This is a genomic window from Pedobacter cryotolerans, from assembly GCF_005116475.1.
GTDB classification, from domain to species: domain Bacteria; phylum Bacteroidota; class Bacteroidia; order Sphingobacteriales; family Sphingobacteriaceae; genus Pedobacter; species Pedobacter cryotolerans.
In genome coordinates this window covers 243,845-261,292 of the sequence record NZ_SWBO01000005.1, presented here as the reverse complement: position 1 = coordinate 261,292, position 17,448 = coordinate 243,845, and the positions used below count along the sequence as shown (strand labels likewise).

Below are 17,448 nucleotides of genomic sequence, written 5' to 3'. Positions count from 1 at the left end.
TTCATCAAAATTTTGTATGTTTGAACTTACGAAATAACAAGAACTTGTTCTATATCTCGCAATAACAACTCAAACCAAACTTAAATCTACCAATACTTATTAAATGTGCGGAATAAACGGTTTTATTGATCATAATAACTGCGTAAGTGAAGCCGACTTCAAAAATTCATCTGCTTTAATGGGTGCAAAAAACACCAATGGTATTGGAATTTATTTTGAAAAAAAAGCCAGTTATACTTTGGGCTTTGCCAATGAGAGGCTTTCTACAATAGATTTAAGTGAGCGTGCCTCACAACCACTAACCTCAACCTGTGGCAATTACACCATAACCTTAAACGGTACTATATATAATTATTTAGAATTAAGAGAGAATTTAATAAAATATGGAATAATATTTTCTACATTATCTGATACCGAAGTAGTTTTAGAATGTTACAAAAAATGGGGCAATAAATCATTCGAAATGCTGGACGGATCATTTTCATTTGCATTATTAGATAGAAAATTAAAAATATTATTGGTAGGCAGAGATGATATTGGAGCCAAACCTCTATACTTTTATCGAATTAAAGGATTTTATGCTTTTGCTTCAGAAATTAAAACTTTATTGACTTATCCTTTTGTAAAAAAAGAAGTGAATAAAAAAGCAATGGCCACATTTTTTAGGTATGGATATTTTAAGGGAAATGAAACGATTTATCAAAACATCTACCAATTTACCAAAGGAAATTTAATAACAATTGACATTCACAGCGGTAACAGCTATGATTATCCCTTAGTAAAGTTAAATTTAAAACCTGTTATTTTAAGCACCGAAAGCGAAGAAGAAGTTGTAAATAAAATTGAAGAAATTTTAACAGAATCTATACTCAAAAGGAATATTGCAAATGTACCTGTTGGCATTTTATTAGGTAGTGGTTATGATAGTTCTACGGTTGCAGCTATATTGCAAACCAATCAATCTAAAAGAATTAAAACCTTTACTGTCGGGTATAAAAATGAGAAATTAGATGAAGCGCCAAAAGCAAGAAAAATAGCAGAACACTTAAAAACAAATCATCAAGAACTTTATTTAGATAAAGAAAAAGCCTTCAGCATTGTTAAAAATTTAACAGAAATTTTTGATGAGCCAATTGGTGACAGTAGCGCAGTACCTGTAGCATTTATTGCCGAGCAATTACATCGTGATGTTAAAGTTCTTTTGGGCTCTGAAGGTGGCGATGAAATGTTTGGTGGCTACAGAACTTACGCCAAAGTCTTTAAAATAAATGAAGTAATGCAAAAACCTATCCCTAAATTTTTTAAAAAATTTATTGTAGGTTTTTATAATATCGCTCAACCTAAAATGAAAGAAGTGATTGAGGCTGATACTTTAATTAATAAATACCTTGCCATTAACGCTTGCTTTACCAAAAATGAAATAAAAGCTTTATTAGATTTTGATTTTGATGATAATGATCAAACCAAGGTAAATACAGTAAAAGAATTGCTAATACATGATTTACACAATTATTTACCAGATAATATTATTGCAAAAAACGACCGATGCTTTAGATATTTCGGAATTGAAAACAGAGATGCCCTTTTAAAAACAGAATTAATAGATTATCTCTCAACATTAGATGCGTCATTATTTCTTAAAAATGGTGAACAAAAATACCTTTTAAAAAAAATAACACACAAATACATTTCAGACAGTTTAATCAATAACCCAAAAAAAGGATTTGTAATTCCATTATCAAAATGGCTCAAAACATCATTAAAACCTTTGGTTAAATATTATCTTTCGCCATCAAAATTAAACGAACATCAATTATTTAACATTAACGAGGTAAAAAAAATTACGAATTCATTTTACTTAAATAGCACTTCTCATAACGCACAAAAAGTTTGGCTAATTTTACAGTTTCAAATGTGGTACGAGAAATGGATGATTGCCAAAATATAAAAGCGATTAACCTTTGTCAATCGCTTTTTTTATTGAAGCAGCTACTTACTGATTAATCGTATAATTAATTGGTATATTATAACGAACCCTTACAGTTTGCTTATTTTGTTTACCTGGTTTCCATTTAGGCGATTTTTTAATTACCCTGATTGCCTCTTCATCACAACCATACCCAATACCTTTAACTAAAGATACATCAGAAACAGTTCCATCTTTTTCTATTACAAAACTGATGTAAACTTTACCTTGTACAGCAGCATCTTGCGCTATGTAGGGGTATCGCAAATTACGTTGAATAAATTTAGACCATGCTGCCATTCCACCCGGAAACTCAGGAAATTCTTCAACACCATAGGTATCAAAAATTTCATTACTTCCTTCCTTAGCTGTTCCATTGCCACCTCCACTTTCTGTAGTTCCAGCAGTTTTAGCATTCCCTTTTCCTTCCACACCATCCGAAGTAACGCTAGCGACAACAGCATTTTCAACATCTTTACTAGTTGGTGGTTCAGCAATATCTACTTTATCAACAACTACAATATTTGAGCTTAGATTAACTTGTTTTACTTTTTCAATTATAGGCTCGGCTTTGGGCAACTCCTTTTCAACTTCTTTTTCTTTTGGCTTTTCTGGCTTCATTTCATGTATCATATCTATATCGCGAGTTTCTATAACTACTTGCACCTCTTTATCTGGTTGTGGTTTAAGTTGCGCATATAACATGGGCCCAATAAACAATAGTAAAAATATGGGCACTACAATTACCAGCGCTTTTACCATAATACTTGATGACTCTTTTCTTAGCACATAAGCACCATAGTTTTTGTTTCTGTTGCTAAATACAAGAGCAAGCCACTCGCCCCCGTATAAATTTGATGAATTATTGAACATAGCTTTTAGGTTTTTTTAAACTATGATGTTAGTTATTTCATTATTCCATATCCTTTTGCAATAAATAACTTAATATACTGATATACAATTAGATAAAGTTAAATTGTAATTTATTTTAAACTTTGGTATTGAAATTGAAAAGTGCTGCGATTAAATTTTAAGGAATTGCAAAACGCCTATCAATTATCAAATTCTAACAATTTCTTAACATTTCGGTTAAAATTTCAATTTTTTCAACATTTTAACTGAATTTTTAGCAGAAAAAAGAAATAAAATCATATTTTTGGTTAAAATTTAAACAAATCAATGAAACCATCATGAGTTTACATTTGAATTAACAATCAAAAACTCATGATAGCTTCGTTACAGATATAAAACAATTATAAATCAATGAAAAGTCTAAGAACAATTGCTCTAAAAGAGGCGCAAAACAGAATTTCTCCTGATGTTAAAGCACCTTCTACTAAAATTTCTGAATTTTTCGGTTCAAATGTTTTTGATAAGAAAAAAATGAGAGACTTCTTATCAAAAGAAGTATTTGAAAAACTAATGTCAACCATTGGTCAAGGAGAATTAATTAATCAAGATGATGCAAATCAGATTGCCTCTGCAATGAAAACTTGGGCAATGAGCAAAGGTGCAACTCATTATACACATTGGTTTCAGCCACTTACTGGTTCTACTGCAGAAAAACACGATGCTTTTTTTGAGCCAAGTGGCGAAGGAGCAATCGAAAAATTTGCTGGTAGCGCATTAGTTCAACAAGAACCAGATGCATCAAGTTTCCCTAACGGCGGTATTCGTAACACTTTCGAAGCACGTGGTTACACCGCTTGGGATCCTTCATCTCCAGCATTTATTATGGAAAGCAAAGCTGGCAAAACACTTTGTATTCCTACTGTATTTATTTCTTACACTGGCGAATCATTAGATTATAAAGCGCCATTGTTAAAAGCATTGGCAGCAATGGATAAAGCAGCTGTTGAGGTTTGCCAATTCTTCGATAAAAGCATCAATAAAGTAACAGCTTCTTTGGGTATTGAGCAAGAATATTTCTTAGTAGATCTTGCTTTGTTTAATGCTCGCCCAGATTTAGTAATGACTGGCCGTACCTTATTCGGACACATGTCTGCAAAAGGCCAACAATTAGAAGATCATTATTTCGGTTCTATCCCTGAGCGTGTTTTTGCTTACATGGTAGATTTCGAAAACGAAGCTTTAAAATTAGGTATTCCTTTAAAAACTCGTCACAACGAGGTTGCACCATCTCAATTTGAGTGTGCGCCTATTTACGAAGAAATCAACTTAGCGATCGATCACAATCAATTATTGATGGATTTGATGGAAAAAGTTGCTCGTCGTCATAACTTCAAAGTATTATTACACGAAAAACCTTACGCAGGCATCAATGGTTCGGGTAAACATAACAACTGGAGTTTAATTACCGATACTGGTAAAAATTTATTGGCACCAGGCAAAACGCCTAAAAATAACTTAATGTTCTTGGCTTTCTTTGTAAACACAATTAAAGCAGTTCACGAACATGCAGATTTATTAAGAGCAAGTATCACTTCTGTAAGTAATGATCACCGTTTGGGTGCTAACGAAGCTCCTCCAGCAATCATTTCTATTTTCTTAGGTCAGCAATTAGACGAGATTTTAGATGAAATCGAACATTCACGCATTAGCAAAAAAATCAAAGAAGACAACGGTCTTTGGTTAGGTATTCCTAAAATTCCACAAATTATTTTAGACAATACAGACCGTAACCGTACCTCTCCTTTTGCTTTTACTGGTAATAAATTTGAGTTAAGAGCAGTTGGTTCTACTGCTAACTCTTCTGCTCCAATGACTGTTTTAAATGCAATTGTTGCAGATCAGTTAACTAAATTTAAGGTTGATGTAGATAAATTAATTAAAAAAGGCGATAAAAAAGACGTTGCTTTGTTAACGGTAATTAAACGTTACATCAAAGAATCTAAAGATATCCGTTTCGAAGGAAATGGTTATAGCCAAGAGTGGGCAGATGAAGCTGCTAAACGTGGTTTATCAAATATTAAAACTACGCCAAAAGCACTTGATGCTTACGTAAGCGATAAAACAACTGAACTGTTCACCAAAACAAACATCTTCAGCAAACGCGAATTGCATGCTCGTCACGAAATTTTATTAGAAAGTTTCTTCAGAAAACTTCAAATCGAAGCTCGTGTAATGGGCGATGTAACCAACAGTCAGATTTTACCAGCTGCAATTGCTTACCAAAATACGCTAATTGAAAATGCAAGAGGTTTAAAAGAACTAGGCTTAAGCAAAGAAGCTATTGCAACACCTTTAGCTATCATCAATACACTTTCTGAGCACATTGGCATCGTTAAAACTAATATAGATGCGATGTTAGAAGAACGTAAAAAAACAAATGCAATTGAAGACAGCCGCGATAAAGCAATTGGTTATGATGAGAAAGTTAAAGTTTACTTTGATACCATCCGTTACCATGTTGATAAATTAGAGCAAATTGTTGACGATAGCGTTTGGCCTTTACCAAAATTCCGCGAATTACTGTTTTTAAAATAGTTTATTTTTCCCTAAGGTTTAGGCGTTTCGATTATTCGGAACGCCTTTTTTGTTTATGGTCTCGTCATACCCAACTTGATTGGGTATCGTAATGCAAAAAGTCTGTCACTATATTCACTTTCAGAAAAGCAATTGCCTTCAACAATCAAAGCTAGTCCTTCTTTCTGCTTTATTCCCGATGAAAAATCGGGAGATACCGCTTCAATAAGGTTTAAAATGCAATACCTTTGCTGTTATGTTTCGTTGCTAGGTGTAAAAGAAGTTTAGCTCAAAACTTACGAAGTCTACAGGCAATGTGCAAATAGACTTCGTAAGTTTAACTAAAAAATATCGCTCCAAAAAGGTTAACTTCTTCGTCATCCTGAATTTATTTTACTGCGTAGCTTTCCGCTTCGCTACAGGTCAGGGTCTTTCATGCCAAACAGATGCTGAAATAAACAGCGAAGCTATCTTGAAGACAAAAATCAATATAAGCTACTGAAAAATTCAGCATGACGACCCGACCAAGTAAGTTTAGCGAAAAAAGCATTCGCTATAATACCTGTCAGCTGTGGCTGAAGGTTTATCAAACCAAAACCTATGCAGCTATGTTTGGTTGCTAGGTGTAAAAGCCCGAGTTTAATAAACGGGATTGACGCGGAAATACTTTTTATGTCACCCTGAGCGCCTGGCTGCAGTCAATGTCATTAAGTTAAGCCTTGGCGGGGACGCCAACGCTGGAAATTTCTTATGTTGGCGTCCCCGCCAACGTGTTAATTTTTCTTAACTTAATGACATTGTACCTGCGGTAGGCAGGTAGTCGAAGGGCAATAAAAAGATTGAAGCAAAAAGCCCGACTAACATTGGTAAGAACTGCTGAAATTGATTTTCAAAAAACCTTTAAACAATCTTTAATTCTATCTCAATCTTTGGCCTTTCGGCTTTAGTCTTTCAGCTTAATAACTTATCTTTGCAGCAATTATGAGCGATAACAGGTACAACCAACGTGGCGTTTCTGCATCCAAAGAAGATGTACATGCTGCAATCAAAAATATTGACAAAGGCATTTTTCCTCAAGCATTTTGTAAAATCATTCCAGATATTTTAGGGGGTGATGAAAACTATTGCAACATTATGCATGCCGATGGCGCTGGTACAAAATCGTCATTAGCTTATACCTATTGGAAAGATACTGGAGATATTTCTGTATGGAAAGGTATCGCTCAAGATGCCATCATCATGAATTTGGATGATTTAATTTGTGTTGGTGCTACAGAAAACATCTTGCTATCATCTACAATTGGGCGTAATAAAAACCTAATACCTGGCGAAGTTATAGCCGCAATAATTAACGGTACCGAAGAAATTTTAGCCGAGCTACGTGAGCTTGGTATTTCTATTTTTAGCACTGGCGGAGAAACTGCCGATGTTGGCGATTTAGTTAGAACAATTATTGTAGATTCTACAGTTACTTGCCGCATGAAAAGAGCTGAAGTGATTAGCAACCATACCATACAAAATGGTGATGTAATTGTTGGTTTAGCATCTTACGGACAAGCAACTTACGAAAGCGAATACAACGGCGGTATGGGCTCAAATGGTTTAACTTCTGCCCGTCATGATGTTTTCGAAAAATCAATCGCTAATACCTATCCAGAAAGTTTCGACCCAGCTGTTCCATTTGATTTGGTTTTTTCTGGTGGTAAAAAATTAACAGATGAAGTTACCATAGATGCTTCGACTTCGCTCAGCATGACAGCTGGCAAATTAGTACTCTCTCCTACTCGCACCTATGCCCCGGTAATTAAAAAAGTTTTAGATCAATATAGAAATCAAATACATGGCTTAGTGCATTGCAGCGGTGGTGCACAAACCAAAGTTTTGCATTTTATCAATGATGATGTTAATGTGATTAAAGACAATCTATTCCCTGTTCCGCCTCTATTTAAACTGATTCAGGAGCAATCTGCAACTGATTGGAAAGAAATGTACAAAGTATTTAACATGGGCCATAGAATGGAAATCTATGTACCAGCTGAAATTGCTGATGATATTATTGCCATTTCAAAAAGTTTTAACATCGACGCACAAATTATTGGTAGAGTAGAAAACGGAAGCCAAAAGCAGGTAACTATTCACAGCGAATTTGGGGAGTTCGTTTATAATTAACTTGTTTTTTTAATTTATCATTCTTTAAACACATTCCTTAAATTGTACATTATCTCAAAATGTTGAAGGACTGATAGCGTTAATTGAGTTAAAACAAGGACTTCAAAAAAGATGTCATCCTGAGCGTAGTCGAAGGAAATCTTTTTAAAGTAATAATATAATTAGAAGTGTCTTCGACTACGCTCAGACTGACAATAGCTAGTAACTTAACTTCAAGCACAAGCTTGGAATAGTAAACTTCCTGAAGTTATCTGTTTGTTATTTTCGCTGCTTAACATAATATTTGTGATGCTAACGAAGAGATTTCTCGTCGCCGTGCTCACTCGAAATGACGACACTAACCTAGCTTCTCTTTAAACAAATCAATTGTTCTTTGCCAAGCCAATTTAGCGGCAGCTTCATTGTATCTAGTTGGCGAAGTATCATTATTAAATGCATGGTTTACACCATCGTAAATAAATAATTTATACTCTTTTTTATTTTCTTTTAGAGCTGCTTCATAAACTGGTATCCCTGCATTAATGCGTTCGTCTAATTGTCCGTAATGCAACATTAAACTTGCTTTTATTTTCGGCACATCTTCTGCTTTTGCTTGTGCACCATAATAAGCCACTGCAGCATTTAATTTAGGATCAGCAACTGCCAGTTTATTGGCCATACTACCTCCCCAACAGAAACCAACCACAGCAGTTTTACCATTTCCATTTTTGTGATTTCTTAAAAACTCCAAACCTTTTAAATAGTTCTGCAAATTTTTATCAGCATCTAATTTACTAATCAACTCTCTTCCTTTTGCTTCATCATCTGGTGTGCCACCAAATGGCGAAAGTGCATCAATACCTAAAGCAACAAAACCAGCCAAGGCAACTCTTTTAGTTACATCTTTAATGTGTGCGGTTAATCCTCTATTTTCATGAATAACTACCACAGTACCCAACTTCTTTTTATTTCCTTTTGGCATAGCTAATAAAGCTTTTACCTCTCCATCAACACCATTAAATGTGATCATTTCACTTTGCACTTCATCATCGCTAACTGTTGCTGCAGCAGCATAATTACTTTCTAACATGGGCAAAACTGTAAGCGCTAAGGCAGTACTTCCTGTTAAAATAGCCAACTTTTTCATAAAGTTTTTTCTATCAATTTGGCTGTGGGTATATGAGTCGTAAAGGTTAATAATTTCTTGGTTCATGGTTATGGTTTTAAATAAGGATAAATGAAATTACGAATAAAATCTGTTAACCATACGTAAAATAAAAGGTACAAAAAAACCCGCTAACAAAAGCTAGCGGGTTTATGTCAATCTTATTTTGCATTATTTATTTTCAAGAATTAGCTTTCTATTGCCTTCATAAATTAGTTCATTTTCCGAAATAATCTTAAACTCATTTTGTTTACTCCCTTCTGTCATAATAATTTTATTGCCTTTTCTTTCGTAAATACCACTGTAAAAAAAATCTCCTCCATATAATATTCCTGCTTTACCGTTAGGTGATAGTTGTAATATTACTCCCCCAAATCCTAAATCCCCACCAGATCTACCTTGCTCTACAAAAGTTTTATCTACATTAATATCAAAATCTTTTTTGCAAGAAGATATCGATAGTACAAAAAGACAACAAATTGTAATTATGTATTTTTTCATATTAAAAAATTTATTCTTTTAAAGCTAACAATTTAATTATATTCTAAGCCATAAAAAAACCCGCTAACAAGAGCTAGCGGGTTTTGAAAAACTAAACATTTAAGATTAAAATATATATCTTAAACCTAATTGAATACTATAAGTACTTGTTGGAGTAATTACATCTTGGAAAGCATTAGTTACTAATTCACCAGATGAATTTGCTAATCTATAAGTTGGTCTATTAGTTGTTGCATTAACACCTTGAGAACTTAAAGGATTATTTAAGATCGTACGTTGGTATGTACCCCAATTTTTGTTGATTAAGTTAGCAGCATTGATAACATCTGCACTAAATTGTAATGTTTGTTTTCCATTTTTACCAGTTGTGAAGAAAATATCTTGTAATAATCTAACATCAACTCTATTAAACCATGGAAGTAAAGCAGCATTTCTTTCTGCAAATTTACCTCTGTTTTTACTTAAATAAGGTGAGCTATTAATGAACTGTTCTAAAGCAGCTTCTTGTTGAGCAATAGTGAAAGTTTTTAAAGTAGCACCACTACCTGTAGTATATTGTTGGAAAAGAGTTTCTCCAGCACGTGGAATATACATTAAATCTGCTGAACTGTTTCCATCTCCATTGATGTCCCCATTCACTACATAACTATAAACACCTTGGTTAGAACCTTCGTAAAACACAGATAAAGTTGTTGCTAAGTGCTTCAAGTATTCTTTTCTGTAAGAAATATTTGCTACAACTCTGTGTGGAATTGCATATGCTGAATTAGCTAATTCTTGGAAATTCGAAGTTCCAACATTAGGGTTAGAGTTCCAAACAGATGAGGCTTGACTACCTGGATTAGCTGTTACTTCTTTTGCAGCAGAGAAAGTATAAGCTACTGAACCAGAAAAACCATTATTATAAGTTTTGCTCAACTGAGCAGTTAATGATGAGGCATATCCTTTTGCAGAGTTTTCTAATACAATTGCAGATGTTACACCAGCATTTAATCTGTTAGCACCTACAATACGTGGACGAGTTAAGCCACCTTCAACAACTATCCCATTAGGGTTTGTTAAGTTAGCGTTTCTCATTCTTACAGCATTGATATCTTTAGTAAATAAACCATCGAAAGTAAACATATAACCACTTCCTAAGTTTTTATCAACACCTAAGTTAATTCTAAAAACCTTTGGAAATCTAAAATCTTCATCCATAAACACAACGTTAGCTGGAGTACTTGTACCTGCCGAAGTAGGGAACAAATTAGCGTAAGCTGCTGGGTTAGAATTTAATCTAATAGTATTTAATTGTGCAACTCCGGCTGGTGTATTATTATTAATTGCACCACCAAACTGGTACATACCTGTGTTAGTAGGAATGTTTGTTAAGAACACAAAAGGAATTTTACCAGTAAATATTCCCATACCACCTCTAAAAGTTAATGTTTTGTCATCAGAAGTAGCTCTGAAACCAACTCTTGGAGAAAGTAATACCCTACTATTTGCCCATTTATCAGTAGTATAATTTCTTAGAGTACTGTTATTATCAGCATAGAAATTTAATTTAGACGTTGTTGGGTTATTTAAAGGATCTTCATGATAAATTGGCATATCAGCACGTAAACCAAATGTTAATTTCACATTATCAGTGATGTTATATTCATCTTGAATATATGCACCAGCCTGACCAATTTTTAACTCTGCAGAATAAACCGCAGGGGTATTAGGCACTAATGAATAAGTATATGCAAAGTATGCAGGTGCTCTATCATTTACTAAATCACTGATAGAGTTAAATACATAATAACTATTTGCTGGCGCCATAAACATGTTACCAGTTTTCTGATACTCATAAGTTAAACCAGCTGTGAAATTATGTTTACCAGCATTGTAAGTGATGTTGTTTGTAAAACTATACACATCATTTACAACATCATTATTTAAAGTGTATGGATCCATACCAGCAGTAATGATATTATTTCCAGTAGTTCCATCATAAATGTCAATTGTTGGAAAAATTTCACCTGGATAATCTCTAGTTGCCTGATTTTTAGTAAAAGCTAACAACAACTGATTCGACCATTTATTACCTAACCTACTATTTAGCTCTAAAGTTCCACTTCTAGTCGTGTTTAAGAAACCATAGTTGGCATTTTCATAAGAAAATGATCTTGGACCAAATCTATTGTTAGGTGCTCTTGCAAGCGCACTTCCTTGTCCAGTTACTCTAAAACCACCTCCATTAGGCACACTAGTAGCATTTAAAGTCTGATCATCAGTACCTCTAAAATCACTAAATTTTAATGATAATTTATGATTGTTATTAATGTTCCAATCAATTTTTGCTAAAATCTTGTGATTATCTCTTCCAAATGATGGAAAGTTATCATAAGCTCCAGTTTGGTAGCCAAATTTAGTATTTAAATAATCAGAAACTGTTTTTAAATCAGCTACTGTGGTTGAAGAAACCGTTCCTAAACCTGACCCACCTGTTGGTGAGAAAGCAATACCAGGAGCTTGATTTTCTTCTTTTTCAGCATTTACAAAGAAGAATAATTTGTTTTTAATGATTGGACCACCTAAAGTAAATCCATAAGTTTGAGATTTCGAATCAACAATTTGAGAAGAAATATCATTGCTACCTACATTAGTTCCTAAGAAACTTTGGTCACGATATAAACCATAAGCACCACCGTGAAAAGTGTTGGTACCACTTTTAGTTACCGCGCTAATGTTTGCACCTGTAAAACCTGCTTGTCTTACATCGTAAGGTGCAATATTTACAGAAATTTGATCATAAGCATCTAAAGAAATAGGTTGAGAACCTCCACCTGGAAGAGGATCATTACTTAAACCAAAGTTGTTATTTAAGTTAGCTCCATCTACTTGAATGTTGTTATACCTACCATCTCTACCACCAAAGCTATTACCATTAGCTTGAGGAGTTAAACGAGTAAAATCAGTAATACTTCTAGAAATAGTTGGCAAAGTAGCTAAATCACGATTTGAAATGTTTGTACTAGCGCCAGTTTTTTGTTGAACACCAGTAGGTTTAGTTCCACTAATAGTAACTTCACTTAATGTGTTTCCAGAATCATCAAGCATATAATTTAAAGTATAGATATCACCTAACTTTAAATAAATGTCCTGAATTTTACTAGTTTTAAAACCAATATAGCTGATTTCAATAGTATATGGACCGCCTACTCTCATATTGCCGATAGAAAATCTTCCATCATTGTTGGTAGCAACAGCGTAGGTTGTACCTGAAGGGGTATGGACAGCTTTTATACTTGCCCCAGGCAAAGGTCCTTTGGCGTCTTTGATAAGACCAGCCATTGACGATGTAGTAACCTGCGCATTTGTAGAACCAATAAATCCAACAAAGGCAAGAACAATTACTACAATTTTTAATAGTAAAGATTTCTTCATACTCTTTTAATTATTTTTTGTTTTGTTAAAATATGTTAAAATAACGCCACAAAGGTAAATATTTATTTCGTTCACTTGTTTGTTTCCAATGTTAAATAATTATTAATTCTACCGAAAACTTATCAACACTTAACATACAGGTTAAATTATGTAACTATCAGTTTATCAATAGTTTTCTAATATGGCATTTTGCCCGTTTTTCTGGTTTAAATCATTTTAATTAACCTTTTTTTTGTCAAAACTAGGTGACAGGCAATCATTAAACTTATTTTAACCAACATTTTTTTTAATTTTGACACCGTATTAATTTAGTTTTCTTCTTTTTTAAAAATATGAACTACGATTTAATTGTAATAGGTAGCGGTCCGGGCGGATATGTTACTGCAATAAGAGCTTCTCAATTGGGTTTAAAAACTGCAATTATAGAACGTGAGTCTTTAGGAGGCATTTGCCTAAACTGGGGTTGTATACCTACTAAAGCTTTGTTAAAAAGTGCTCAAGTTTTCGAATACATTAACCACGCTGCAGATTACGGCATTAATGCTCCAGAAGCTACAGCAGATTTCGCAGCAGTTGTAAAACGTAGTCGCGGTGTTGCAGAAGGCATGAGTAAAGGCGTTCAGTTTTTGATGAAGAAAAACAAAATCGACGTTATTATGGGCACTGCCAAAGTTAAGGCAGGCAATAAAGTAGATGTTAAAGGTGCAGATGGTGCTCAAAAAGAATTAACAGCAAAAAATATAGTAATTGCTACCGGTGCTCGTTCTAGAGAATTGCCAAACTTAAAGCAAGACGGCAAAAAAGTAATCGGCTACCGCCAAGCAATGGTTTTACCTGAACAACCAAAATCTATGGTTGTGGTAGGTTCTGGAGCTATTGGTGTCGAGTTTGCCTATTTCTACGCTACAATGGGTACAAAAGTAACCATCGTAGAGTTTATGGAAAACATTGTTCCGGTAGAGGATGAAGATGTTTCTAAACAACTTTTGCGCAGTTTAAAGAAAACGGGTATCGAAATCATGACATCGGCAAGTGTTGAGTCTGTTGACACAACTGGCGCTGGATGTAAAGTTCAGGTTAAAACTGCATCAGGCATGCAAACGATAGAATGTGATATCGTACTTTCAGCTGCTGGTGTAATAGCAAATATCGAAAACTTAGGTTTAGAAGAAACAGGTATCAAAACTGAAAAAGGCAAAATAGTTGTTGATGAATTTTACAACACAACAGTAAAAGGTTATTATGCCATAGGCGATGTTGTTGGCGGTCAATCTTTGGCTCACGTTGCATCTGCAGAAGGAATTATTTGTGTAGAGAAAATTGCTGGGCAGCACGTAGAACCTTTAGATTACAACAATATCCCAGGATGTACTTATTGCTCACCTGAAGTTGCTTCTGTTGGTTATACAGAAAAAGCAGCAAAGGCAGCTGGTTACGAATTAAAAATTGGTAAATTTCCTTTCTCGGCATCAGGTAAAGCTAGTGCTGCTGGTGCAAAAGATGGTTTCGTTAAACTAATTTTCGATGCTAAATACGGAGAATTATTAGGTGCACACATGATTGGTGCTAACGTTACCGAAATGATTGCTGAAATTGTTGTGGCTCGTAAATTAGAAACTACAGGTCATGAAATGATTAAAGCTGTACACCCACACCCAACCATGAGCGAAGCAATTATGGAAGCTGCCGCTGATGCGTATGGCGAAGTAATTCACTTGTAAAAGCCCCACCAACCTCCCCCGAGGGGAGGCTTAGGATAAACTCTGAAAACCTTTGGCAAAAGCTAAAGGTTTTTTTTGTATTTTGGGTGCAAACTAAAGCCCTACCGCCATGGCGGGGAGGGTTGGGAAGGGCTTATGAAATTACACACTATAAATACCGGCTTATTTAAATTAGATGGTGGCGCAATGTTTGGCGTTGTACCTAAATCTATCTGGCAAAAAAGCAATCCGGCTGATGCCAATAACTTATGCACTTGGGCCATGCGTTGCCTATTGATTGAAGATGGCAGCAGACTAATTTTAGTGGATAATGGTATTGGAAATAAACAAGATGATAAATTTTTAGGTCACTATTATTTGCATGGCGATGATACTTTGGATAAATCTTTAGCTGCCGCTGGATTTAGCCGAGATGATATCACCGATGTATTTTTAACGCATTTGCATTTCGATCATTGTGGTGGTTCTATCGAAAAATATGGAGATAAATATCGCCCTGCGTTTAAAAATGCACTGTACTGGACTAACCAACAACACTGGGATTGGGCAATTCATCCAAACGCAAGAGAAAAGGCATCTTTTTTAAAAGAAAATATTGTTCCAATTCAAGAAAGCGGACAATTGAGATTTATTCCTTCGCAAGATGGCGTTTTATTTCATGAAGGAATTAAAATCCGCTTTGCGTACGGACATACAGACGCCATGATGTTGCCACAATTGCAATATAACGATAAAACCATTGTTTACATGGCAGATTTATTGCCTTCTGTTGGACACATCCCATTGCCTTATGTAATGGCCTACGACATGTTTCCGCTACAAACATTAAAAGAAAAAAAGGAGTTTTTAGAAGAAGCGGCTGCCAATGAATATATTTTATACTTAGAACACGATCCAAATAACGAATGTTGTACGGTACAGCAAACTGAAAAAGGAGTTAGAATAAAAGATACATTTAAACTAACAGAGTTACTTTAATTTAATGTTAACCGAACTTTTTACTCTTTTCAATGTTTAATTAACAATGATTAAAAAATTACTCCTTCTTATAGTTTGTGTTTTTATTTTCAGTTGTAATTCTGATGAATATAGCCCTAATCAGGTTTTTAATAGAAAAACAGCAAGCAATGTTAATGAAAAGCAAATTGCCCTATTAAATCAAAAAACTGCTTCTAATACTATAAGAATTGCCTTTTCTGGCGATACACAAAGAAGTTATGCGGCTGCAAGAGATTTTGTAACAATGGTAAATGCCCGTAATGACATCGACTTTGTGATTTTAAATGGAGATATCTCTGATTTTGGTCTTTTAACTGAGTTTGATGCAATTTATGATATTTATGCAAAGCTGAAAGTTCCATTTATTAATGTAATTGGCAACCACGATTTGGTAGCAAATGGAAAAGACATTTATAAAAGAATGTTTGGTGCTTTAAACTTTACGTTTACTTACGGTAACGTTAAATTTGTCTGTCACGATACCAATAGTAGAGAGTACAATTTCGACGGTTCTACGCCAAACATACCTTGGTTAAAAGAAAATTTAAAAACTGGCAATGGCACTACCCATTTAATTTCAATTGCTCATATTGCTCCTTTTGGAGGAGATTTTGATCCCGCCTTGATGCAACCATACAAAACACTTTTAAATCAAACACCAAACTTAATTGCCTCTTTACACTCACACAATCATTCTAAATTACAAACCTTTTATCAAGATGGTAATAGTGGTGTTCCTTTTATAATTACGAATGCAATTTATGAGCGTGCTTATACCATATTTGACATTTCTAACGGACAAATTAATGCTCAAGAAATTAACTTTTAGTGCCCTTTTTCTACTGCTTTTGAGCGAAATTAGTTTCGCACAAAACAAATTTTTAAATACAGTAACGCCAGATCATATCAACCTTCAATACGCAGGCAGTATTGGTTTTTTAAGTTTAGGGGCTGGGTATGATTTATTTAATGAAAAAGCAGAATTGAGCTTTCACGTCGGTTATGTACCCGAAAGTTTAGGAGGCGAATTAACGATGACTGCAATTAAATTCCATTACAAACCATTTAATATCCCAATAGGAGATAAAATAATCATTAAACCATTTAACCCAGTTTTCTTTCCTTCTTATACCATAGGTGATAATTTCGATTATCAATTTGAAGCACCTCAATACAGAAAAGGTTATTATTTTTGGTCGTCTGCTTTACGTTTGCATTTAGGTGCAAGTACAGAGATAAAATTGTTAAGTAAACCCAACTCAAAAATTAAAGATTTAAGCATTTATGCCGAAGCTAATACAAACGATTTATACGCAATTAGTTGGTTTAGAAATAGCTCAATCTCTACATTTCATAAAATGTTTAGAATGGGTTATGGCATTAAAATGCACTTTTAGATGATTAGAAATGCAAGTCCAGCTGATGCTAATGATTTAGTAAAACTAATGATGTTAGCCATGGGCGATTTACCATTTAAATTTATCGCATCGGCGGATCAATCAATTGCATTTTCGCTATTAATGGATTTTGTACTGAAAGAAGGAAATCAGTATTGCCTTAGCAATACTTTTGTTTATGTACTAGATGAAAAAGTAGTTGGCGCTATAAATGCCTACGATGGCGGAGCAATAGAACAACTACGTAAACCATTTTTTGATTATATCCGCAAAGCATTTCATCATGGTGTTTTTGATATGGATGTAGAAAGCGAAGCTGGAGAATATTATATCGATACATTGGCTGTAAATCCATCATATCAAGGCAAAGGAATTGGAAAAGATTTAATTAAATATGTAATTAATCATGCTGAAAGAATTGGCTTTGATAAAGTTGGTTTACTAGTTTCTAACCCAGATGCAAAGCGATTGTATGAGAAATTAGGCTTTAAAAAAGTTGGTTATCGCTATTTGCTAGACAACAAGCATGAGCATTTGGTTTATCGGGTTTAGGGTTTAGGGTTTAGGGTTTAGGGTTTAGGGTTTAGGGTTTAGGGTTTAGGGAAAACTCATACTGATAAAGCTTGTTTTATTTCTTTTAAGGAGATTTATCAATTTACTATTTCCGCGTCATTGCGAAGGAGGTTTTTCACCGACTGCGGCAATCTC

Annotated in this window: 12 protein-coding genes; 8 read left to right on the top strand and 4 right to left on the bottom strand. The window is 34.3% G+C overall.

What is annotated here, in order from left to right; translation table 11 throughout:
- Positions 1-103: 103 nt before the first annotated feature.
- Complete coding sequence (gene asnB / locus FA045_RS11205; protein ID WP_136877165.1) at positions 104-1,948, top strand: asparagine synthase (glutamine-hydrolyzing); 1,845 nt, start codon at positions 104-106, stop codon at positions 1,946-1,948.
- Positions 1,949-1,993: 45 nt separating this feature from the next.
- Here the strand turns inward: asnB and FA045_RS11200 are convergent, their stop codons facing one another.
- Positions 1,994-2,839, bottom strand: a complete 846-nt coding sequence (locus FA045_RS11200) for an energy transducer TonB (RefSeq protein ID WP_136877164.1) — start codon at positions 2,837-2,839, stop codon at positions 1,994-1,996.
- A 390-nt stretch (positions 2,840-3,229) separates the two neighbouring features.
- Here FA045_RS11200 and FA045_RS11195 point away from each other — a divergent pair, with 390 nt between their 5' ends.
- The gene (locus tag FA045_RS11195; RefSeq protein ID WP_136877163.1) at positions 3,230-5,413 is read left to right on the top strand and encodes a glutamine synthetase III family protein; all 2,184 of its coding nucleotides are present in this window, start codon (positions 3,230-3,232) and stop codon (positions 5,411-5,413) included.
- A gap of 960 nt (positions 5,414-6,373) precedes the next feature.
- Positions 6,374-7,561 carry an AIR synthase related protein gene (locus tag FA045_RS11190; RefSeq protein ID WP_136877162.1) on the top strand — a complete coding sequence of 396 codons (1,188 nt, stop codon included), beginning with the start codon at positions 6,374-6,376 and terminating at the stop codon, positions 7,559-7,561.
- Positions 7,562-7,898: 337 nt separating this feature from the next.
- On the opposite strand, the gene FA045_RS11185 is transcribed toward FA045_RS11190, so the two are convergent.
- The 3 genes from FA045_RS11185 to FA045_RS11175 form a co-directional block, all read right to left on the bottom strand.
- Positions 7,899-8,753 (bottom strand): dienelactone hydrolase family protein, encoded by an 855-nt coding sequence (locus tag FA045_RS11185; protein ID WP_136877161.1) that lies wholly within the window; start codon positions 8,751-8,753, stop codon positions 7,899-7,901.
- Positions 8,754-8,876: 123 nt separating this feature from the next.
- Positions 8,877-9,206: a hypothetical protein gene (locus FA045_RS11180; RefSeq protein WP_136877160.1), complete on the bottom strand. Its 330-nt coding sequence runs from the start codon at positions 9,204-9,206 to the stop codon at positions 8,877-8,879.
- 105 nt (positions 9,207-9,311) lie between these two features.
- Positions 9,312-12,623 carry a TonB-dependent receptor gene (locus FA045_RS11175; RefSeq protein WP_136877159.1) on the bottom strand — a complete coding sequence of 1,104 codons (3,312 nt, stop codon included), beginning with the start codon at positions 12,621-12,623 and terminating at the stop codon, positions 9,312-9,314.
- 332 nt (positions 12,624-12,955) lie between these two features.
- On the opposite strand from FA045_RS11175, the gene lpdA reads away from it, so the two are divergent.
- From lpdA to FA045_RS11150, 5 genes are all read left to right on the top strand, one after another.
- On the top strand, positions 12,956-14,344 hold the full coding sequence (gene lpdA / locus FA045_RS11170) for a dihydrolipoyl dehydrogenase (RefSeq protein ID WP_136877158.1): 1,389 nt from the start codon (positions 12,956-12,958) through the stop codon (positions 14,342-14,344).
- A 135-nt stretch (positions 14,345-14,479) separates the two neighbouring features.
- Entirely contained in the window at positions 14,480-15,322 is an 843-nt protein-coding gene (locus tag FA045_RS11165) for an MBL fold metallo-hydrolase (protein ID WP_136877157.1), read from the top strand.
- A 46-nt stretch (positions 15,323-15,368) separates the two neighbouring features.
- Positions 15,369-16,172 carry a metallophosphoesterase family protein gene (locus FA045_RS11160; protein ID WP_136877156.1) on the top strand — a complete coding sequence of 268 codons (804 nt, stop codon included), beginning with the start codon at positions 15,369-15,371 and terminating at the stop codon, positions 16,170-16,172.
- Positions 16,150-16,740, top strand: coding sequence for a hypothetical protein (locus FA045_RS11155; RefSeq protein ID WP_136877155.1), 591 nt, complete (start codon positions 16,150-16,152; stop codon positions 16,738-16,740). Before FA045_RS11160 ends, FA045_RS11155 begins: the two co-directional genes overlap by 23 nt.
- Positions 16,741-17,292: a GNAT family N-acetyltransferase gene (locus tag FA045_RS11150; protein WP_136877154.1), complete on the top strand. Its 552-nt coding sequence runs from the start codon at positions 16,741-16,743 to the stop codon at positions 17,290-17,292. It begins immediately after the preceding gene.
- The last annotated feature ends 156 nt before the right edge of the window (positions 17,293-17,448 follow it).